The organism is Lacinutrix cladophorae (genome assembly GCF_053604645.1).
In genome coordinates this window covers 577,182-598,907 of record NZ_JBSHNR010000119.1, presented here as the reverse complement: position 1 = coordinate 598,907, position 21,726 = coordinate 577,182, and the positions used below count along the sequence as shown (strand labels likewise).

The window sequence follows — 21,726 nt, the reverse complement described above, 5'->3', positions numbered from 1 at the left end:
CTTTTCCTTATTAATCTTAAAAGCTTGTGGGAAAAAATGTATAAATGGTAATGAACTAAAAAAAGTTTATTAAAAATTTTAATTTCATATTACCTGAATTTTCGTTTTTGAAAATCTAAAGAAAATATGAATGCTAACGGTCTCGTATAACCGTCAGTTACGGGTTAATATGCGTTAATTTTCGGTTTATCACAGACTTTAGCAATTCCGAGTGGATTCGGACGTAGTCGAATCCGCCGTAATTGCGGTTATACATTGTTGTAAGTAGTTTTTTTATTCAGTTTTCTTATCAAGCTATCAAATTCAATTTCTTTCAATTGAGGTTTTTCTTTTCCGTATTTTTTATAATTCAGAGTGATTTTTATTTTCTCTCCGCTTTTTATAATTATACTTTCATTCTCTATAATTTCAATTTCAGAGATTAAATATTTTGGAATCGAAAGTTTACTCAATAAATTCAGTTTGTTATTGTTGTAAAACATAAAAGTTGTTCTTCTATCTCTGTAGTAGTCAAATCCACTGATTAACAAATCATTTTCTGAGTATAGTATTTTTAAATCCGCATCTAAAAGTTTATGTGATTTTGTAAAATAAACCTCTCCAGATATTTTAAACTTTTTAGAAAATTCAGATTCTAAATCAGTTAATAATTCTTTTGCTCGATTGTTATTGACTCTTTTATTTAGGTAGATTACTATCATTATAACCGCAAATATTATAAAGTAAATTATTCCGTAATCCATTAATTATTATTGTTTTCGAGTTCAGTTTGTAAATTACTTACAACTAGTTTATACAATCGTAAAACACATCGTTTTGCATCTAAATAAGATGAAAAACGATGTATTAATACATCGTTTATTTTCTAAATGTATATCAAATTTCAAAATCATCAAAAGGATTTTTTATTTTTTCTAAATTAATTGTGCTCACATGTGTGTATATCATCGTAGTTTTTGGGCTATTATGTCCTAAAAGTACTTGTATATACCTAATATCTGTTCCGTTTTCTAATAAATGCGTCGCATAACTATGTCGCAATGTGTGTAATGTAACATGCTTCTTGATTGCTGTTTTATTCAATATCCTTCTTAAAACTTGTCTAGAACTTGTTGCAGAATATTCGCCTCCACGTTGCCCTTCAAATAGAAAACCTTTAGGTTTATAGCTATTATAATACCTTCGTAATAATGTAATCATAGTTATAGATAACGGAACATATCTATCTTTTCTTCCTTTTGCTGCTTTTACATGTAGTAACCTGCGTTCTAAGTCTAAAGAGGACAGCCTTAAACTTAATGCTTCTCCAATTCGTAATCCACAGGAATACAACAAACATAACAAGGTTTTGTGTTTTAAATTGGTAGCATTATATAAAATATCTTTTACTTCATCTAAACTTAAAACTTCTGGTAAACGTTTGCTCTTTTTAGGTCTATCTAATGCTTCTAAGTCTAAATGTACATGGTGCGTTTGCTGATAAAAAAGTTTAACTGCATTTACTAATTGGTTTTGGTAAGTGTAAGAATAGTTGTTCGCTAATATATAATTGTCATTAAAATCTATTAGGTCCTTATTGGTGATATTTTCTATTTTTTTTGAGTTATGGTATTTAAAAAAGATAATCAACATTGATTCATAGGTTTGAATCGTGTTAAAACTATACCTTTTAATATGCATCCATTGTACAAATTCTTTAATGGGTTTTATATAGTCTTCCTTTAAAGGTTTTAATTTTGCTTCAGACTTTGTACTTCTATCATAAGTATTACTAACAATTAAACTGTAGTCTACAACATGCTGTTTCGCTCTTAAATGTTTATATAAATTATTCACATTTGTTTTGCTAAATGGAATATAATATGCTCTATGCGAATTACTCCATTTTACTAATGGAAACAGTTTTATATATTCTTTTAAATCGTAATTATATTCAAAATCAATTTTAACCTGTTCTTGATTGTTATGCTGTATTTTAGATAATTCTATTTGTGCCATTTCTTCCTTTTTTATAGATAGAATAATCTTTAAATATAGAAAATATACCACACAAAAGCAAATGGATTTACTTCCATTTTATATTACAACCAATACTTGGTTTTTGTAGTTTCTCGTTTTCTGTTTTACTTAAAATACAATCTAAAGCATGTCGTAAATCTAATCCTGAAACAGCTACGCCATTTCCAGGTCTTGAATCGTCTAACTGTCCTCGATAAACTAAGTTTAATTCGGAGTTGAAAACATAAAAATCTGGTGTGCATGCAGCGTCGTAGGCTTTAGCAACGTCTTGTGTTTTATCATATAAATACGAAAACGGATAGCCGTTTTTTTTAGCGTGTGTTGTCATTTTTTCTGGAGCATCCTGCGGGTAGTTTTCTGCATCATTACTAGAAATTGCAATAAAATGAATACCTTGTGCTTCGTATTTTTTAGCTATTTCTACCAAAGCAGGGTTTACATGAATAACAAAAGGGCAATGGTTGCATATAAACATAATTACTGTTGCTTGTTTTCCTTTTAATTGCTGAAGGGTTAAGTATGCTTTAGAAACAGTATCTAGTAATTTAAAATCTGGTGCTTTTGTTCCTAAAGGAAGCATGTTAGATGGAGTTCTTGCCATTTTTATTGGTTTTTAAAATAAAGGAAAAAGATAACAATAAAAGCGGAAAACCATAAGAAAGGAAGTTTCAATTTATCTGAAATTATTTTTTTTATTCACAACTATTAGTAGTAAAAAATCAATATATTAAGCCTCTCTAACGAAATAAAATGACACAACCCATAACTTTTGAAGATTTTAGCAAAGTAGATTTACGTGTAGGAACCATTATAGAAGTTCAAGATTTTCCGGAAGCCAGAAATCCAGCATATATTCTTAGCATTGATTTTGGAGATTTAGGAATTAAAAAGTCTTCAGCCCAAATTACTACCTTATACAAAAAAGAAGATTTACTTAACAAGCAAATTGTTGCTGTTGTTAATTTTGAAAAAAAACAGATAGGTAAACTAATGAGCGAATGTTTGGTACTTGGTGCTGTAAAAAATAAAGATGTAATTTTATTAAACCCGGAAAACAAAGTTAAAAACGGAACGACTGTCTCATAAATATGCTAGAATTAGACAATGTAAAAATTAATTTTGATGCTAACGGTCTTTGGGTTTTAAATCTAGCATTAGCAGTCGTTATGTTTGGCGTTGCCCTTGGTGTAACGGTTAACGATTTTAAACAATTATTTAAGCAACCAAAAGTAGTCTTACTCGGTATTGTATCACAATTTGTATTGCTACCTTTTATTACCTATCTTTTTATTTTACTTATTAAACCTCAAGCAAGTATCGCACTTGGTATGATGATGGTTGCTGCTTGTCCTGGCGGAAATATATCGAACTTCATGACGCATCTTGCAAAAGGAAATACAGCGCTATCGGTAAGTTTAACAGCATTTGCAACTTTTTTGGCTATGTTTTTAACACCTTTAAATTTTCAGTTTTATGGAAACTTATACCAACCTACAGCACAACTTTTGCAAAATGTAGAATTAAATTTTTTAGATCTAGTGAAACTAGTATTACTCATTTTAGGAATTCCGTTATTATTAGGAATGTACTTGCGAAGTAAAATGCCAGAACTAGCGAAAAAACTTTCTAAAATATTAAAACCATTTTCTATTATTGTTTTCGTCGCTATTGTGGTTATTGCGTTTTCAAATAATTTAGATATTTTTAATGCCTACATCGATAAAGTATTATTGTTAGGAATTAGTCACAATATAATTGCACTAGCTTTAGGTTTTTTTCTTGCAAAAGCATTTGGTTTATCCTTCAAGAATCAAAAAACATTAGCAATAGAAACAGGAATTCAAAACTCCGGTTTGGGCTTATTACTTATTTTTACGTTTTTTAACGGATTGGGTGGAATGGCTTTAATTGCAGCCTTTTGGGGGATTTGGCATATTGTTTCTGGTTTATGCTTATCTTTTTATTGGTCTGCAAATTCTAAAAAATAACAGATTTGAAACTACTTTGGTTACATTTTATACGAACTTACATTAGAATCGGACTCTTTTTTTACTACAAGAGTTTTAAAGTGTATAATGTACATAATGTACCAAAAAATAAGCCTGTTCTATTTTTAAGCAACCATCAAAATGCGCTTATTGATCCTTTATTAATTGCAGCAAAGTCTGGAAGATTCTGCTACTTTCTAACCAGAGCTTCCGTATTTAATAAACCTATTATTGATAAGGTTTTGAGGAGTCTGCAAATGCTTCCTGTTTATAGAATTCGAGACGGTTGGAGTAGTATTAGTAATAATAATTCAATATTTTCTACATGTACAAATATTTTAAAACAGAATAAAGCTGTCGTTATTTTTCCAGAAGGAAATCATCATATTAATCGAACCGTTAGACCTTTAAGCAAAGGGTTTACACGAATTATTTTTGAAACTTTAGAGAAGTACCCTGAAGTCGATTTACAAATTGTTCCTGTAGGAATTAATTATTTGCAAGCAGATGCTTTTCCAGATAGTACTTCCGTTTTCTTTGGAAAGCCTATTGCTGCAAAAAACTATGTAACTACAGATAAAAACCAAGCCATAAATGCGCTTAAAAACGATTTGCATCAAGCTATTTGTAAATTAACGACACATATTCCTGCAACTAATTACGAGGAAATTATAAAGAGACTAGAAGCTAAAGAAGTTGATTTTTTAAAACCGGAAATAGTAAATAATTGTATTGCTTCTAACTTTGATGCTTGCCCAAAACAGGAAACATCTAAAACAAACTTTTTAAAAACGTTTATAAAGTACCTGCTTTTAGTAAATTTTAGTATTCCTTTCTTTGTTTGGGAAAATTATGCAAGGCCAAAAATTAAGGAAATAGAGTTTGTAGCTACTTTTAGGTTTGCTCTTTATATTACCTTATTTCCGGCCTGGCTTTTAGTACTAGTATTCCTTTTAGCTAGCTTCTTTGGCTGGCAAATAACAGCTTTATATGTATTGGTAGTTATTGTTTTAGCTTTGTTTTATGTGAAGTATTAATTCGTTACGAGCTAAGAAGTAATTTCTTAAATTAAGAGGAAAAGTCAATCGCTTCGAATTTTATTTTTTAAAATATAACGCTATTTAGTTAAATATGGGAACAAAAAAACCGCTACTAGAAGCAACGGTTTTAAAATTTAAAAGTTTTTTAGATATTAAATATCATCAAAATCTACATCTGTAAATCTACTTTCTACAGCTTCTGAAGGCGCATCTGTTTGCGAATTTGCTGTGCTTTCTGTTACAGTATCTGTATTATATTCTTTTTTAAAGTCTTTTTGGTGACGTTCGCTAATTACTTCATCTCCTTTTTCGGCGATAATATAATCTGTCATTTCTGCTAAAATACTATTGAATTCAGAGAAATCTTCTTTATAAATATAAATTTTATGTTTCTTATAATGAAAAGAACCATCATCATTAGTGAACTTTTTACTTTCTGTTACCGTTAAGTAATAATCTCCTGCTTTAGTAGCTCTAACATCAAAAAAATAAGTGCGTCGTCCTGCTCTTAATACTTTAGAATAAATTTCCTCTTTCTCCATCATTCCGTTGGTTTCCATAGTCTTGTTTTTATATTAAGGTTTAATTAATAGAACTTCAAAAATCAAAAAAAAATACATAACCACCAACTAAATGTTATAAATCTTTTTAAACGTCTAATGTACAGTGTGTTATTGTTGGTGTTAATAATGAGGTTGCTACACTTTTTCAGAGAGTTGCTTTAGGTATAAGTCTTTGTAATACCCAGCTTGATCTATTAATTGTTCATGTGATCCTTCTTGTATAATTTTACCATCGTCTAATACAATAATATTGTTTGCATTTTTAGCAGACGATATTCTATGACTAACAATAATCGTGGTTTTTCCTTTAGAGAGCTTGTTTAAGCTTTTTAGTATTTTTTCTTCGGTTTCTGTATCTACAGCAGAAAGGCAATCGTCAAATAATAATATTTGTGGGTCTTTAAGAATTGCTCTAGCTATAGATACACGCTGTTTTTGTCCGCCAGAAAGTGTAATGCCACGTTCCCCTAAAATGGTTTCATACCCCTTTGTAAACCCAGTAATGTTTTTGTGAACTTGTGCATTTTTAGCCGCTTGAATTGCTTCTTCATCTGTTGCGTCTTCTTTACCAAATTTAATATTGTTGTTAATGGTATCGCTAAATAAAAAGGCGTCTTGCGGAACATAACCAATGCTATTTCGTAAATCATTAAGGTTTACTTGGTCTATTGGTTTATTATCAATTAATAATTGGCCGTTTTTTATATCGTAAAGCCTTCCAATAAGATCTAAAATAGTAGATTTCCCAGAACCTGTTTTTCCTATAATGGCTAATGTTTCTCCTGCATTTACGTTAAAACTTACATCTTTTAAAGCTTCAATATTAGTGTCATCATAAGTAAAGGATACGTTTTTAAATGAAATATTTCCTTCGATGATACTGGTTTCATTTACCTTATTCTGTATTTCAGGTTCTATCTTTAAAAAATGATTGATGCGTTTTTGTGAGGCTTCAGCTTGTTGTATAATAGAGGTTACCCAACCAACAGTTGCAACTGGCCAAGTTAGCATATTTACATAAATAATAAATTCGGCAATGGTTCCTAAGCTTTCAATTTCGCCATTTATATATTGTTTTCCACCAATGTAAATAACAATTAAATTACTCAGCCCTATTAATAATATCATTGTTGGAAAAAATAAGGCTTGTACTTTAACTAAATGTAATTGTTTTTCTTTGCTAGAAGTTGAAAGTGTATCAAAATTAGTAAAGGTTTGCGGTTCCATACCGTAGGCTTTAATAATAGAGATTCCGCTAAAAGATTCTTGTGTAAAAGTTGAAAGTTTAGATAAATATTCTTGTACTATAGTACTTCTCTTGTGTATTTCTTTACTAACTTTAAAAACAATTATAGATAAAATAGGTAATGGAATTAATGTGTATAAAGTTAATTTTGGGGATTGACTATACATGGAACCAATAACAATTATAAAAAGTGTAATCGTGTTTATACTATACATAATAGCAGGGCCTACATACATACGTACTTTTCCAACATCTTCACTAATTCGGTTCATTAAATCACCAGTTCTATTTTTTTTGTAAAAATTGAGAGATAGTTTTTGATATTGTTGGTATACTTCATTTTTTAAATCAAACTCAATATAACGCGATACATTAATTAACGTTTGGCGCATAAAAAAGGTAAGAATCCCTGTAATTAATGCTGCACCAATGATATATAAAATGTTTTCTAATAGCTCGGCTTTAACAAATTGAATATCTGACGTTGTACCTATTCTATATGCATCGACTATATTAATAGACTTTCTAATTAACCGAGGAGTGTATAATAAAAAAATCTTTGAGGCTATAGTTATTAAAATACCAAAAATTAAACTAAATTTATATTTTAAAAAGTACTTATTTAGATGCTGTAATTCTTTCATTTACAGAAATTGTGTTTTGTTAGTTTTTGTCAATTTCATAATTTAACAGCGATTTTGTTGTGTTTATATGAATATTGGTTTAATTTTGCACGATGTTTTTTTGAAATTATCAAAACAGCAACCCTAACTTTAAATTAAAATTAAATGGTTTCAGACGTTATTAATGCAAACGATCTTAAAAAAATAGATCCTGTTTTTGGACAATTTTCATTCGATAATCATGAGCAAATTGTTTTTTGCAATGACAAAGATACAGGTTTAAAAGCAATAATTGGAATTCATAATACAGTATTAGGACCTGCACTTGGAGGAACTAGAATGTGGCAATATAATAATGAATGGGAAGCTTTAAACGATGTATTACGTTTATCTCGTGGAATGACTTTTAAATCGGCAATTACAGGTTTAAATCTTGGAGGTGGAAAAGCGGTAATTATTGGAGATGCTAAAACGCAAAAAACACCAGAACTAATGAAAAAGTTTGGTGAATTTGTACATTCTTTAAGCGGAAGATATATTACTGCAGAAGATGTAGGAATGGAAACTGCAGATATGGATTTGGTTCGTGAAGTTACCCCTTATGTAACAGGTATTTCGGAAAGCAAAGGAGGAGCAGGAAACCCATCACCAATAACAGCATATGGTGTGTTTATGGGAATGAAAGCTGCAGCTAAATATAAATTTGGTAACGATATTCTTGAAGACAAAAAAGTAATTGTACAAGGTATTGGTCATGTTGGTGAGTCTCTTGTAGAGCATTTAACCAACGAAGGAGCAAAGGTTATTATATCTGATATTAACCAAGACCGTTTATTAGAAGTAAGTAAAAAATATGGAGCTACAATTTACTCAGGAAATGATATTTATAGTGAAGATGTAGATATTTATGCACCTTGTGCTTTAGGAGCAACCATTAATGATGATACTATTAATAAACTAAAAGCAAAAATAATAGCAGGAGCAGCTAACAATCAATTGGCAGAAGAAGCTAAACATGGTATGATTCTTCAAGAAAAAGGAATTGTATATGCACCCGATTTTTTAATAAATGCTGGAGGAATTATTAATGTTTATGCAGAGTTAGAAGGTTATGATAAAAAAGAAATCATGCGTAAAACCGAAAACATCTATAATACTACACTTGAAATTTTAGAAAATGCAGATACAAATGCTATAACTACCAATCAAGCAGCACTTCAGATTGCTAAAAGTAGAATAGAAACAAGAAAATTAGAAAATTCTAAATAATTTTTTTTAAAATACTATAATATCAAGGCGAAAGTAACTACTTTCGCCTTTTTTAAACTAAGTTCTTTTTTATATGCTTAATAGAAGACACATTCGTATTAAAGTTATGCAAATCCTTTACGCTTTTAAAGGAGGCGAAAGTGACAATTTTAATAAAGACCAAAAGTTTTTATTACAAAGTATAGATGGTATGTACCATTTGTATTTACTTTTAATGTCCTTACTAATTGAGGTGCATAAAAAGGCTGAAATCAATATAGAAAAAACCCAAAAAAAGCTTCTTGCTACTAAAGAAGACAAAGATCCAAACAAGAAATTAATTCATAATGAAGTCTTTTTAATGTTAAGAAAAGACACAGCTCTTCTTGATGATATAGAGAAACATAAAATCACTAATTGGCAATTAGATGATGAATATGTAGATATTCTTTTTAGAGAAATTCTTGCAAGCGATTTGTATGCAGAATATATGCAAACAAAAACTTCTACCTTTAAAGAAGATAAAGACTTTATAGTCGATGTGTTTAAAGAAATAGTAGCACCTAACGAAAAACTTTACGAGTATATTGAAGATAAGAATTTAACTTGGTTAGATGATTTGCCAATAATTAATACAGCCATTTTAAAGTTATTAAAAAAGGTGAAACAAAACAGCAACCCAACACATTTTGTTCCTGATTTATATAAAGATGAAGACGATAAAAAGTTTGCAATAGATTTATTAAAAAAAACCATTTTAAATCAAACCAAGCTAAACGCAGAAATTGACGGTAAAACTAAAAATTGGGATGCCGATCGTATTGCTAGCATCGATTACATATTATTGAAAATGGGTATTTGCGAAATGTTAAACTTTTCTTCAATACCAGTAAAAGTTACCATAAATGAATATTTAGAAATAGCTAAAGAGTACTCAACACCTAAAAGTAGTGTGTTTATAAACGGTGTGTTAGATAAATTAGTGAAAGAATATCAAGAAGGGAAAAAGTTAAATAAAATAGGTAGAGGATTGCTATAATTGTAAAATTTATTACATTTACATCTCAAAAAATAACTTTGAACAATAAAAAATAGAATTATGAAAAAAGTATTATTAGGTTTAAGCGCATTTTGCTTAATCGCTTTTACTTCATGTAAAGAAGATGCCTCAAAAAAAATTGATGACAAAAATGTTGCAGAAGCAGCAGTAAGAGATGCTAATGCTGGTGATTTTCCAGTTTTAACTTTCGATAAGAGTGAGCATGATTTTGGAGAAATTGAAGCTAAAACTCCTGTAGAAACTGTATTTACTTATAAAAATACAGGAAAAACACCTTTAGTTATTACAAACATTAAAAGTACATGTGGTTGTACAGTACCTCAAGATTGGTCTAAAGAGCCTTTATCTCCAGGAGATTCAGGGAAATTTACAGTGAAGTTTAATGGTTCAGGTAAAAATGCCGTAACTAAAACGATTACTGTAACTGCAAATACAAAAACAGGAAAAGAAACGGTTAAGATTAAAGCTTTTGTGAAGCCAGATCCTAATGCGCCAGTTAAAGCACCTGTAGCAAAAAATGTGCAAAGTATTGCAGCACCTGGATCTAATGCAGCAGCAGTGCCAGTAAAGTCTAGTACGCAACCAGGTCACGAAGGTCATAACCACGATTAATTAGAATGGGAGAAATAGGACAATTTTTACCGTTTATTGCTATGTTTGCTGTAGTGTATTTCTTTATGATTGCACCGCAAATGAAACGAGCAAAGCAAGAAAAAAAGTTTGCTAGCGAACTAAAACGTGGAGATAAAGTAATTACTAAAAGCGGTTTGCATGGTAAAATAGCAGAGCTTAACGAAAAAGATAACAGTTGCGTTATTGAAACTATGGCTGGAAAGTTAAAGTTTGATCGTTCTGCAATTTCTATGGAAATGAGTAAAAACTTAAATGTATCTCCAACCGAATTAAAAAAGTAAGTTTTTAAATAAACTTTAAGTGATATAAAAAGCTTCAAAAGAAAATTTCTTTTTGAAGCTTTTTTATTTTTTATACTTACAGCTAACAGTTCTTATACTTGTCATGTAAACCAGCACCTCTAAGAATCATTGGTTTTATTTTTTCTAACCTAGAGCGTTTTGTGGCTTCTCTTTTTGCAGTTTCTATATGCTGACAATACTCACGTTGTTTTGATGGAGTAAGTGTTTTAAAAGCATCATTTAAAGCGGTATTCGCATTTAATTCTTGTTTCAATTCAATAGGAATAACAATATCTTTTTTAGTTGTTTTTACGGGTTTAATTTCTTTGCCTAATCTCTGATTCTCAATAGCTTCTTTTATGTAAGCTAAAACAATATTTTTGTCAATTTCATCAATAGATGTAAATCGCATTTGGCGTAAACCTTTGGTTTTTTCTTGAGCTTTTTCTAATAGATTTTGGTCATCTTTTAAAAATACGCCATTAAAAAACCAAATACAAAAATGCTTTTTAAATGCACCAAGGCTTAAAATGTTTTTTCCGTTTAAACTATACGTAGGAGCAGACCATTTAATATTTTCATCTAAGTTTGTATTGTTAACTAAGTCACGAAGTATAGTTAATGCTTCCTCAAAATGAGGATTGTTTTCTATGTACTCTTCAACTGAATATATTTTTTTCATTTTAAAATGTTTTTGGATACTATTAAAATCGGTAACCAATTCTAGCGTGTAGATTTACAGCAAGATCTACTTCATTTACAATATAAAGATTATCTGGATTAAAATAATGCATATAACCAATACCAAATCTAGCTTCGTAATTATTTTTTTATTTCTGTTTTTTTGTAGATCCATTCTGCAATAAAGCAACCCAAAATAATGGCAATTGAAATTATAACTCCAATGGTATTAGATGTTATTTGCTGATTTATTAAAACTACCGTTGCAGTCATGCATAAAATAAAACCAATAAAAGGAATAATTTTATTTCCACCAGTTTCTTTAGATTGTTTATAGCCGACAATGTTTACTATTCCGAAAATAATTAAAAAGCCAACACTTCCAGCTGTAGATATACTTTCTAAATCTAAAATGTTTACTAAAACTAAAGTTGCAATTGCAGTTATTAACAACCCGATTGGTTGTCCCCATAATTTCGAAAGAAAATGATGCGGAAGTTCGTCATCTTCAGCGATTTCATAATTTACTCTACTTCCTCCTAAAAGAGAAGCATTAATTGCAGAAAAAGTAGATATTAATGCAGCAATAGTAATAATGGAAAAGCCAATTTTGCCTAGCATTGGTTTAGCTGCTTCTGCTAAAACATAATCTTGTGCTGTTGCTATTTTTGAGAATGGGAGGGACCCAACAGTAACCAATGCAATAAGAATGTATAATACAATTACAAAGATTATCGAATAGTAATATGCTTTAGGAATATTTTTCTCTGGATTAATAATATCTGGAGCAGCATTTGCTATTAATTCGAAACCTTCATAAGCAACAAAAATAACCATACCACCAGCAAATAACTTTATAGGTGTTTCCCAATTGCTTACCGCTAACTGTGTTAGATTTTCATTTCCAACTAATCCATAAGCGCCTATAAATATGAAGGCTATTAATATGCAAAGCTTGATAATAACGGCATACGATTCTATTTTACTTACTACAGCAATACTGTAATAATTTATGAAAGTGGCTAGTACAATAATAAGACTTGCATAAATGTGAAAGTTAATAGTTTTGTTTTGGGTTATTTCAAATAAATTAGGGGCATAAGATCCAAATGCCGAAGCATATAGAGAAAGCATAATAATATAACTTACCCATAAAAGATTGCTAATTGCTCCACTAAATATAGATTTTCCGAAACCTTGATTTATAAATTTTACAGTGCCTCCTCTATCCGGATAGGTTTTTGAAAGATGTACATAACTGTAAGAAGTTATTAATGCTAAAATGCCAGCAAACAGAAAAGCTATTGGTGTTCCTCCTTTAGCAAGAGCAACTGCAAGACCTAGTACAGCAAAGATTCCTCCACCAACCATGCCGCCAATACCAATTGACATGGCTTCTTTTAATCCAATTTTTGTATTCATAATACTAATTCATTATAAGAATAATTTAAGTGTTTTTTATAAAAACATACTTGGCAATTTTGTAAATAAAATCTATACTTGGTTAAGTGATTTTATGTTTTATTGTAAGCTCTCTCTTGCTTCTTTTAACATTTGTAGACCTTCGTTTAATTTAGCATTTTTCTCATTTGCTATAGAGTCATTTCTTCTTTTTACTTCTTCTTTATATTTAGCGATTTCTGCTTCTTTTTGTTGTTTTAATATATTCTCACCTTGTTTACGAAGCGCTTCTTGCTGCTGTGCTTTTATTTCTGCTCTTTGATGTTTTTTATACATCCTAATACCAGTTAATCCTAGTATTAATAGTATGCCTCCAATTATTGCTCCTTTTTTTTTCATAATATTAATTTATTAAAAATATGTTATATCTATGGTAGTTTGTGTGTCTAGATACTTTTTGCCTTCCAGATAGATGAATCTTTTTTCTTGAATTGGGTTATTGTTATTATCGTAATTAAATTGATATTCTATATCTGAAACTCCATTAGATTCACGCGTTATTATAGTCTTATTATTAGAATAAACCATTTTATATACTTGATTTTCTTGATTATCGATAATTGCCTCCAGTTTTATAACTCTATTATCACTATCATAGGTAAATATTCCAATATTTTCTTGAGTTTTAAAAGGGGTATCTGGTAATTTATTATTTTTAATTTTTTTTAGGTAATTCGATATATCTTCAACTACAATTTCATATTCTTTATTCGTTTTTTTGAAAGATGTTAATAGATTGTTGTTATTATATATATAGTCCGTTTTGGAAACAAATAATACCATAACATCAGGAATGTACTCTATTGCTAATTTTGAGTTTACTAATTTGTTTTCATAATCTGCTAGTTTATAGCTTGTCATGAAATAATCGTTAGATATAAGATAATTTTCTTGATTAGTGTCTTCGTCTATTTCAACTAATGCTTCTTTTTGAAATTCTATTATTTCTGTTATTTTATTGTTTTTATAACTAAAATGAATACTGTCTGTAACACCAATAGTAGTATCTTCATCTAAAGTACTCGATGTTTTAGATATTAATTTTCCTTTTTTAAAGTTATACTTTATATTATTTTGCGTTATTATAGTATCCTTTTGAATAGGAAATTCCTTTTGAGAATTTAAAAAATCAATATTCATTTCATCAAACTCCACATCACTGGCATAACGAATTACTTCCATGTTTTTGTTTAAAGTATATTGGTAATTCTCTACGCTAGTTTCCTTTCTATTTGGATGTATATGCGTTGTTATTTTTTTATGAACTTCCTTTACTTTTCCATTTAAAAATATAGGGTTATCTATTTTTTCTTTTTGAAATATGGAAATAAATTGCACTTCAGGTGCATCTATTACTGGAATATCTATTTTTGTATTTTGACTAAAAATTACAGGAGTAAAACATAGACATAATATGGTAATTAGGTTTTTCATATTTTAAACTAGGTGCTGGATTAATAGTTTTTATTTGTGTTTTACGGTAATAAATTCCCTCTTATTATAATTAAACTGTAAACATTTCTTATCTATCTTAATCATTTAGTTATTAACCACTTTATAAGTGGTGTTTATTTGATTTCTATCTTCACAGCGTTGGTTTTTTTTCTAAAAACAATAATGTACCATTTTGAATATTACCATTGCCCTTTATAGGCGTGTCAAATTTATTATAGGAATTGTAGGAATGGGAATTACCCGTATTATCATGATACATCATAAATGTAATTGGCCTTTTACCAATATGCCCAGAATATTTAGATTGCCTTTTTCCTGTAATAGAAGATAGAAATATAAAAATATAAAAAAGGAATCTAATTACTTGATTAATTTTTGGGGTAGGGCTAGTTATCAAATGGTTATTTCGTTTTTAACTAAAACGAAGTTACCAAAAAAAAGTATAAAGCCAAAACTTGTTTGTTTTGGCTTTAGGGTTAAATTTTAATAAAAAAAGCAGCAGATAATATGCTTTTATCTTATTTTTTTTCAGCAGTTAATTCACAAATCTTACAAATCACTTCGGTAGCTTTTATCATACTTTCTACAGGAACATACTCGTAGCGTCCATGAAAATTATGTCCTCCAGCAAAAATATTTGGGCAAGGTAATCCCATATAGCTTAGTTGCGAACCATCTGTACCACCACGAATAGCTTTAATAAGTGGTTTTATATTTAATTGTTTCATTGCTTCTTCGGCAATATCTACAATATGCATTACTGGTTCTACCTTTTCTTTCATATTAAAGTATTGGTCTTTAATTTCGATAGTTACTACTTCGCGTTCGTATTGCGAGTTTAACTCGTCGGTAAGTTTTTGCATCATTTCTTTTCGCGCTTCAAAATGTTCTTTATCATGGTCGCGAATAATGTATTGTAAAACGGTTTCTTCTACTTCTCCAGAGATGGAATAAAGATGAAAGAATCCTTCATAACCTTCAGTATGCTCAGGAGTTTCCATTCTTGGTAACGAGTTTAAAAACTCGGTTGCTATATACATAGAGTTTACCATTTTTCCTTTGGCATAACCAGGATGCACTATCTTTCCTTTAACTTTTACAACCGCTCCAGCTGCATTAAAGTTTTCGTACTCTAGTTCTCCAATTTGGCTTCCATCCATAGTGTAAGCCCAATCTGCTCCAAATTTTTCAACATCAAAATGATGCGCGCCACGACCAATTTCTTCGTCTGGAGTAAAACCAACTTTAATGGTGCCATGCTTGATTTCTGGATGTTGAATAAGATATTCCATTGCCGAAATAATTTCGGTAATTCCAGCTTTATCATCTGCACCAAGTAATGTTGTTCCGTCTGTGGTAATTAAGGTTTGTCCTATGTATAGTAGTAAATCTTCAAAATAATCAGGAGAAAGCACAATGTTTTCCGCTTCATTTAAAACAATATCTTTACCATCATAACTATCAATAATTTGTGGTTTAACATCTTTTCCTGTAAAATCTGGAGTTGTATCAAAATGCGAAATAAATCCAATAGTTGGTACATCGTAATCTACATTACTTGGTAAAGTTGCCATAATATACGCTTTGTCATCTATTGTTACGTTTTGCATACCAATAGCTTTCAGCTCATCGACTAACGCATTTGCTAAATCCCATTGTTTAGCTGTACTAGGAGTTGTTGTACTTTCTGGATCCGACTCTGTGTCTACAGTTACATATCCTACAAATCTTTTTATTATATCTTCTTTAGAAATCATGTTTATCAAAATAAAATTTTACGTTTCATGCATTAATTAAATAATACAATAGAGTTTCAAAGTTACGATTATTAAGTTTTTTAGCTTTTGAATTGCGCATTTTTTTATTTAGAATTACTTTTGCACAAACACACATTGATGTACAAATTACTGCTTAGGCCAATATTCTTTCTTTTCGATCCTGAGAAGATTCATTATTTTACATTTTCTTTAATTCGTTTTACCTTTAAAATACCAGGTTTCTCTAGCTTATTTAAAAGTTTATATACTATTGAAGACGCTAAATTAGAACGAAAAATTTTCGGTTTAACCTTTAAAAATCCAGTAGGTTTAGCAGCTGGTTTCGATAAAAATGCTGTGCTATATAACGAACTTGCTAATTTTGGATTTGGGTTTATAGAGATTGGAACTGTTACTCCAAAAGGACAAGCAGGAAATCCGAAAAAAAGATTATTCCGTTTAAAAGACGATCAAGGTATTATTAACCGAATGGGTTTTAATAACGAAGGTCTTGAAACAGCAATTACACAACTTAAAAAGAATAAAGGAAAAGTTATTATTGGTGGAAATATTGGTAAAAACACACAAACCAAACCAGAAGATTATACCAAAGATTATTTAGAATGTTTTAACGGTTTACATCCTTATGTAGACTACTTTGTACTCAATGTGAGCTGCCCAAATGTTGGTAGTCATGCAAAATTAAATGATAAAGAGTACTTGTTAGAGTTAATAGAAACGGTGCAAAAAGCGAATACTACGTTCGAAAAACAAAAGCCTATTCTTCTTAAAATAGCTCCAGATTTAAACGATGGACAACTAGACGAGATTATAGAGCTTATTGCTGAAACTAATTTAGATGGCGTTATAGCGAGTAATACTTCTACAGATAGAAGTGGCTTGAAAGCTAGTGAAGCACGTTTAAAAGAAATTGGAAACGGAGGTTTAAGCGGAATACCTGTTAGAGAAAAATCGACGCAAGTCATAAAATACTTAGCAGATAAAAGTAATAAAGCTTTTCCTATAATTGGAGTAGGTGGAATTCATACAGCAAATGATGCGCTGGAAAAAATAGAAGCAGGAGCAGACTTAGTACAAGTGTATACTGGATTTATTTATGAAGGTCCTAAACTTATTAAAAGTATCCATAAAGCTTTACTGAAGAATTAGTTTCTGAGTTTTAGAATTACCAATAGCATCTTTAAGCTTTACCAAATACATACCCTTATTTAAATAGCTTAGGTTTAATTCTATTTTAGAGTTGTTTTTAATAATTATCGTTTTAACTAATTTTCCTAATACATTATAAATTTCAATAGCTTCTAAAGCCGAAGCATTACTAATAGTAAAATCCCCTTTTGTTGGATTTGGGAATATTGTAACTTTTTCCATAGGATTTACTTCTGCAACACTTAACAAATCAGTAAGTGTAATGGTTAAAGAACCTATAGAATTACCATTAAAAGGAGCAATTGGATTTGCACTATTAAAAATGGAAACAGGTAAATTACTATCTGCATTAACAGAAGTATAATCGCCTCCAGTATCTGTTCCAGCATCATATATATATAATTCAGGAATAGTTATAATGGTTTTCCAATTGCCAGAGATATCCATTAACTCTAAATCATCGATAACCATCATCCAATCTGGACTAGGTGCTATCATAGTAAATAAGGACAGTATAGGGAAATCTTCCGTAAATTCTAAACCACTTATTGTTATATTTCCTGTTGCTGTGCTTAAGGAGGTTCCATAAATATACTGTTCTGCATTTCCTGCGTTAATAGCATTTTGTACATCTATATCTTCAAATATATCATTGTTTCCGTTTTCTGCAATTAGTTCGACTCCTTGACTAGCCATAGTACCGACTTCAATAAAAGAAACATTGTTGTTGTGATTTACACCAACTAATCTAGACCAATGCGCGTTTGGCGGTATTGAAGTATGTTCAGCTGCATTCCAAGTACTAGTAAAAACAATATTATAGGTTGCAATAGATTGTGCATATAAATGATTACAAAGAAAAAATACTATTAAAGGAAGTAAAAGCGTAATTTTTTTCATAATCAAGTTTATTATTTGGTCGGGATTTATTTAAAAAACTTACTTTTAACTAAAATTTTAAGGCTTGAATTACGATTTACTTTCCTCTTTTGTTTTAGCAACTTCTGTTCTTGCTTTTTCTCCAGGACCAGATAATATTTATGTTTTAATGCAAAGCATAACTAACGGTAAACAATATGGTTTAGCAACGGTTGCGGGTTTAATTTCTGGTTGTATTGTGCATACCACTTTAGTTGCTTTTGGTGTATCAGCTATCCTAAAAGAAAATGATAGTTTGTATTTTGCAATAAAACTTTTTGGAGCTTTATATTTATTTTACTTGGCATATAAAGTGTTTAAAGGAGATGCCAAAATTATTATGAATAATGATAATGTACCAAAAAAAGGTTTATTACAATTGTATAAACAGGGTTTTATCATGAATGTATTAAATCCCAAAGTATCGATTTTCTTTCTGGCTTTTTTTCCTGGATTCTTATTTAGCGATAGCATGAGTACTGTAATACAATTTTATGTTTTAGGCTTTCTATTTATGGCAGTTTCTCTGGTTATTTTTTCTGCTATTGCCATTTTAGCAGGAGGTATTTCTAATTATATAAAGCAAAGTAAAAATGTTGGAGTAGTATTAAAATGGTTGCAAATAGTTGTATTTGTAGGGATTGCAATTTTTGTGTTATTATCGGAAAAATAATCTTAATTTTACACACATGTCTAAACAGGTAAAAGTTATTGAATGTCCTCGTGACGCGATGCAAGGTATCAAGCAATTTATACCAACAGCGCAGAAAGTGCAATATATTCAGTCGCTTTTAAGAGTTGGTTTTGATACTATTGACTTCGGAAGCTTTGTTTCTCCAAAGGCGATTCCGCAAATGGTAGATACAGCTGAAGTTTTAGCACAATTAGATTTAAGTAAAACGAGTAGTAAATTATTAGCCATTGTAGCTAATTTTCGTGGCGCGGAAGCAGCTTGTAAACATCCAGAAATAGATTACTTAGGTTATCCTTTTTCTATTTCCGAAAACTTTCAAATGCGTAATACACATAAAACCATTGCACAATCGGTTTTAATTTTACAAGATATTTTGGCTATAGCACATAAACACAACAAGCAAGTTGTAGTGTATATTTCTATGGGGTTTGGTAATCCGTATGGAGACCCTTGGAATGTTGATATAGTAGGCGAGTGGACCGAACGTTTAAGCAAAATGGGAGTGAAAATACTTTCGTTAAGCGATACGGTAGGTACTTCTAATCCTGAAAATATAAATTATTTGTTTTCTAATTTAATTCCGCAATATCCACAAATAGAATTTGGAGCACATTTGCACACAACACCAAATTCATGGCACGAAAAAGTAGATGCAGCTTATAAAGCAGGTTGCAGGCGATTTGATGGAGCAATACAAGGTTTTGGAGGATGTCCAATGGCAAAAGATGAGCTTACTGGTAATATGCCAACCGAAAAAGTGCTTTCCTATTTAACTACTAAAAAAGCACATGACTTGAATGCTATGTCTTTTGAAAGTGCATATAATGAAGCGACAAAAATCTTTACTAAATACCACTAATTTAACGATTTTATAGGGATTTGCTTTTGGTGCTTCGTGCTAAATGCAATACTTTTATACAGATAAACCAATATACACTTTTTAAAATTAGACCTATGAATACTATTATTGAAAAACTACTAAATGACCAAGTAAAATATGAAGCTCAAGCTTCTATGCAATATTTAGCAATGGCTTCTTGGGCAGATGCGAATGGATTTAATGGTATAGCAGATTTTTTTTATAGTCAGTCAGAAGAAGAACGAGTACACATGCTTAAGCTTGTAAAATTTATTAATGAAAGAAGCGGAAATGTAGCCATTCCAGCATTAGAAAAACCGAAAGAATCGTATAGCGGAATTATAGAACTTTTTGAAAAATTTCTAGAAAGTGAAATTTTTGTAACCGAAAAAATTAATCACGTGATTTTTGAAAGTTTGCAGAATAAAGAATATAGCATACATAATTTTATGCAATGGTATGTTAGCGAACAATTAGAAGAAGAAGCATTGGCAAGAACATTATTAGATAAGCTAAACATTATAGGTAATGATAAATCTGGACATTATCTTTTTGATCGAGATGTAAATGCCATAGCTGCCGCAAATACTAATGAGTAGATAAAAACTAGATAATTAAATGTTAAAAGATTCCTTTATTGGAATCTTTTTTTTGTAGTTTTGCCTTTATTTAGAATAAATTAAAATAATGAACACCGAAATAACTGCAGAAGTTACACCTATAATTATTACCTCTTGTATTATATATTGCGATATAAATAAGAAAACAAAGTGTTGTGAAAAATATAAGAAAAATGGGAAAATGAATTGTAGACGCTGTCCTAGATTATAATACTTTTATTTGTTTGAAACCCTATGCTTATTTACCTTTGCAACCGAAAAAGAAAAAAATATGTTTAAAAAATCACTAATTATCATCGTAATAATTTTAGCAGTTATTTCTTGTAGCTCTTCAGATGATAGTAATAACAACAATAGTAATGATGATGGTTTTAACCGTACAGAATTACTTACCAATGTAGCAGATAATATAATTTTACCTGCATTTCAAGATCTTGAAAGTAAACTAACTTCTTTAAACTTAGCTAAAGAAACTTTTATTAATGATAAAACAAGTACTAATTTAGATGCATTAAGTACTGCATGGTTAGAAGCATATAAAGTTTGGCAACATGTACAAATGTTTAATATTGGTGAAGCTGAAAATGTAGGAGGTAGTGAAGAAAGAGGCTTTGTAAGTTTCTTTAATATCTATCCTGTAACCGTTGCAACTCTTGAAAATGGAGCAGCTAATGGAACCTACGATTTTAATAACGAAGACTATTTTGCAGTTCAGGGTTTTCCTGCATTAGATTTCTTAATTCATGGTATTGCAACTGGGGATACATTGCCAATAGATAAATTTACTAGCAATAGTAGTTTTGATGGATATACAGCATATTTGACAGACGTAGTATCTCAAATGATTACAAAAAATACAACCATTGTTAATAGTTGGGAGTCTACCTATAGAAATACATTTATAGCAAATACAGATAGTGGTCTAAATGGGTCTTTTAATAAACTAGCTAATGATTTTATTTTCTTTTATGAAAAAGGATTTAGAGCAGAGAAATTTGGTATTCCTGCAGGTGTTTTTTCTAGTGGAGCAACACTTCCGGAGAAAGTAGAAGCGTATTATAAAAGGGATGTTTCAAGAATACTCGCTTTAGAAGCTTTAACAGCTATTGAAGATGTATTTAATGGTGCAGGTTATACAAATAATATAGATGGAACTTCTATAGATACTTATTTACAATTTTTAGATAGAGCAGATTTAGTTACAGATATTAATAACCAATTTGCAGCAATTAGAAATGCTATTAATGGTTTAGACGCTAGCTTTTCACAACAAGTTATAGATAACAATACGCAAATGAATGCAGCGTATGATATCCTACAAGCAGCAGTCCCAAAATTAAAAGTAGATATGGTGCAAACGCTAAATGTTTCTATTGATTTTACAGATAGTGATGGAGATTAAATTTTCCT

At 30.1% G+C, this 21,726-nt stretch carries 24 protein-coding genes; 12 read left to right on the top strand and 12 right to left on the bottom strand.

Features of this window, described 5'->3' with window-relative positions; translation table 11 throughout:
* Positions 1-248: 248 nt before the first annotated feature.
* From ACVC3Y_RS13040 to ACVC3Y_RS13030, 3 genes are all read right to left on the bottom strand, one after another.
* Positions 249-743 (bottom strand): hypothetical protein, encoded by a 495-nt coding sequence (locus ACVC3Y_RS13040; protein ID WP_452227130.1) that lies wholly within the window; start codon positions 741-743, stop codon positions 249-251.
* 133 nt (positions 744-876) lie between these two features.
* Positions 877-1,998, bottom strand: coding sequence for a tyrosine-type recombinase/integrase (locus tag ACVC3Y_RS13035; RefSeq protein ID WP_452227129.1), 1,122 nt, complete (start codon positions 1,996-1,998; stop codon positions 877-879).
* 67 nt (positions 1,999-2,065) lie between these two features.
* Positions 2,066-2,620 (bottom strand): thioredoxin family protein, encoded by a 555-nt coding sequence (locus ACVC3Y_RS13030; RefSeq protein ID WP_303424027.1) that lies wholly within the window; start codon positions 2,618-2,620, stop codon positions 2,066-2,068.
* Positions 2,621-2,769: 149 nt separating this feature from the next.
* Here ACVC3Y_RS13030 and ACVC3Y_RS13025 point away from each other — a divergent pair, with 149 nt between their 5' ends.
* Genes ACVC3Y_RS13025 through ACVC3Y_RS13015 form a run of 3 tightly spaced genes read left to right on the top strand, consistent with a single transcriptional unit; the run spans position 2,770 to position 5,044 of the window.
* A complete protein-coding gene (locus tag ACVC3Y_RS13025; protein ID WP_303424026.1) occupies positions 2,770-3,105 on the top strand; it encodes a tRNA-binding protein in 336 nt (111 codons plus the stop codon).
* A 2-nt stretch (positions 3,106-3,107) separates the two neighbouring features.
* Entirely contained in the window at positions 3,108-4,007 is a 900-nt protein-coding gene (locus ACVC3Y_RS13020) for a bile acid:sodium symporter family protein (RefSeq protein ID WP_303424025.1), read from the top strand.
* 5 nt (positions 4,008-4,012) lie between these two features.
* Positions 4,013-5,044, top strand: coding sequence for a lysophospholipid acyltransferase family protein (locus ACVC3Y_RS13015; protein ID WP_452227128.1), 1,032 nt, complete (start codon positions 4,013-4,015; stop codon positions 5,042-5,044).
* Between the two features lie 155 nt (positions 5,045-5,199).
* On the opposite strand, the gene ACVC3Y_RS13010 is transcribed toward ACVC3Y_RS13015, so the two are convergent.
* Together ACVC3Y_RS13010 and ACVC3Y_RS13005 are read right to left on the bottom strand one after the other, a co-directional pair.
* Entirely contained in the window at positions 5,200-5,607 is a 408-nt protein-coding gene (locus ACVC3Y_RS13010) for a PUR family DNA/RNA-binding protein (protein ID WP_452227127.1), read from the bottom strand.
* 138 nt (positions 5,608-5,745) lie between these two features.
* On the bottom strand, positions 5,746-7,500 hold the full coding sequence (locus tag ACVC3Y_RS13005) for an ABC transporter ATP-binding protein (protein WP_303424022.1): 1,755 nt from the start codon (positions 7,498-7,500) through the stop codon (positions 5,746-5,748).
* A 144-nt stretch (positions 7,501-7,644) separates the two neighbouring features.
* Between ACVC3Y_RS13005 and ACVC3Y_RS13000 the strand changes: the two genes are divergently transcribed.
* From ACVC3Y_RS13000 to yajC, 4 genes are all read left to right on the top strand, one after another.
* Entirely contained in the window at positions 7,645-8,748 is a 1,104-nt protein-coding gene (locus ACVC3Y_RS13000) for a Glu/Leu/Phe/Val family dehydrogenase (protein ID WP_452227126.1), read from the top strand.
* A gap of 106 nt (positions 8,749-8,854) precedes the next feature.
* On the top strand, positions 8,855-9,766 hold the full coding sequence (gene nusB, locus ACVC3Y_RS12995) for a transcription antitermination factor NusB (protein WP_452227125.1): 912 nt from the start codon (positions 8,855-8,857) through the stop codon (positions 9,764-9,766).
* 60 nt (positions 9,767-9,826) lie between these two features.
* Positions 9,827-10,399: a DUF1573 domain-containing protein gene (locus ACVC3Y_RS12990; protein WP_303424019.1), complete on the top strand. Its 573-nt coding sequence runs from the start codon at positions 9,827-9,829 to the stop codon at positions 10,397-10,399.
* Between the two features lie 5 nt (positions 10,400-10,404).
* On the top strand, positions 10,405-10,701 hold the full coding sequence (yajC, locus tag ACVC3Y_RS12985; RefSeq protein ID WP_303424018.1) for a preprotein translocase subunit YajC: 297 nt from the start codon (positions 10,405-10,407) through the stop codon (positions 10,699-10,701).
* 82 nt (positions 10,702-10,783) lie between these two features.
* On the opposite strand, the gene ACVC3Y_RS12980 is transcribed toward yajC, so the two are convergent.
* The 6 genes from ACVC3Y_RS12980 to pepT form a co-directional block, all read right to left on the bottom strand.
* Positions 10,784-11,383 (bottom strand): YdeI/OmpD-associated family protein, encoded by a 600-nt coding sequence (locus ACVC3Y_RS12980; protein ID WP_452227124.1) that lies wholly within the window; start codon positions 11,381-11,383, stop codon positions 10,784-10,786.
* Between the two features lie 140 nt (positions 11,384-11,523).
* Positions 11,524-12,804, bottom strand: coding sequence for an APC family permease (locus tag ACVC3Y_RS12975; protein ID WP_452227123.1), 1,281 nt, complete (start codon positions 12,802-12,804; stop codon positions 11,524-11,526).
* Positions 12,805-12,903: 99 nt separating this feature from the next.
* Positions 12,904-13,182 (bottom strand): hypothetical protein, encoded by a 279-nt coding sequence (locus tag ACVC3Y_RS12970; RefSeq protein WP_452227122.1) that lies wholly within the window; start codon positions 13,180-13,182, stop codon positions 12,904-12,906.
* A 12-nt stretch (positions 13,183-13,194) separates the two neighbouring features.
* Positions 13,195-14,277, bottom strand: a complete 1,083-nt coding sequence (locus ACVC3Y_RS12965) for a hypothetical protein (RefSeq protein WP_452227121.1) — start codon at positions 14,275-14,277, stop codon at positions 13,195-13,197.
* Positions 14,278-14,428: 151 nt separating this feature from the next.
* On the bottom strand, positions 14,429-14,695 hold the full coding sequence (locus ACVC3Y_RS12960; RefSeq protein ID WP_452227120.1) for a hypothetical protein: 267 nt from the start codon (positions 14,693-14,695) through the stop codon (positions 14,429-14,431).
* A 121-nt stretch (positions 14,696-14,816) separates the two neighbouring features.
* Positions 14,817-16,055: a peptidase T gene (gene pepT, locus ACVC3Y_RS12955; protein ID WP_303424012.1), complete on the bottom strand. Its 1,239-nt coding sequence runs from the start codon at positions 16,053-16,055 to the stop codon at positions 14,817-14,819.
* A gap of 138 nt (positions 16,056-16,193) precedes the next feature.
* Between pepT and ACVC3Y_RS12950 the strand changes: the two genes are divergently transcribed.
* Positions 16,194-17,225 carry a quinone-dependent dihydroorotate dehydrogenase gene (locus ACVC3Y_RS12950; RefSeq protein ID WP_452227119.1) on the top strand — a complete coding sequence of 344 codons (1,032 nt, stop codon included), beginning with the start codon at positions 16,194-16,196 and terminating at the stop codon, positions 17,223-17,225.
* Here ACVC3Y_RS12950 and ACVC3Y_RS12945 read toward each other — a convergent pair.
* The gene (locus ACVC3Y_RS12945) at positions 17,211-18,125 is read right to left on the bottom strand and encodes a T9SS type A sorting domain-containing protein (protein WP_303424010.1); all 915 of its coding nucleotides are present in this window, start codon (positions 18,123-18,125) and stop codon (positions 17,211-17,213) included. The two genes, ACVC3Y_RS12950 and ACVC3Y_RS12945, sit on opposite strands and share 15 nt — an antisense overlap.
* A 64-nt stretch (positions 18,126-18,189) precedes the next feature.
* Here ACVC3Y_RS12945 and ACVC3Y_RS12940 point away from each other — a divergent pair, with 64 nt between their 5' ends.
* From ACVC3Y_RS12940 to ACVC3Y_RS12925, 4 genes are all read left to right on the top strand, one after another.
* Positions 18,190-18,816 carry a LysE family translocator gene (locus ACVC3Y_RS12940; RefSeq protein ID WP_303424009.1) on the top strand — a complete coding sequence of 209 codons (627 nt, stop codon included), beginning with the start codon at positions 18,190-18,192 and terminating at the stop codon, positions 18,814-18,816.
* Positions 18,817-18,832: 16 nt separating this feature from the next.
* Positions 18,833-19,696: a hydroxymethylglutaryl-CoA lyase gene (locus ACVC3Y_RS12935; protein WP_303424008.1), complete on the top strand. Its 864-nt coding sequence runs from the start codon at positions 18,833-18,835 to the stop codon at positions 19,694-19,696.
* Positions 19,697-19,791: 95 nt separating this feature from the next.
* Entirely contained in the window at positions 19,792-20,295 is a 504-nt protein-coding gene (locus ACVC3Y_RS12930; protein WP_303424007.1) for a ferritin, read from the top strand.
* A 292-nt stretch (positions 20,296-20,587) separates the two neighbouring features.
* Positions 20,588-21,718, top strand: coding sequence for an imelysin family protein (locus tag ACVC3Y_RS12925; RefSeq protein ID WP_452227118.1), 1,131 nt, complete (start codon positions 20,588-20,590; stop codon positions 21,716-21,718).
* The last annotated feature ends 8 nt before the right edge of the window (positions 21,719-21,726 follow it).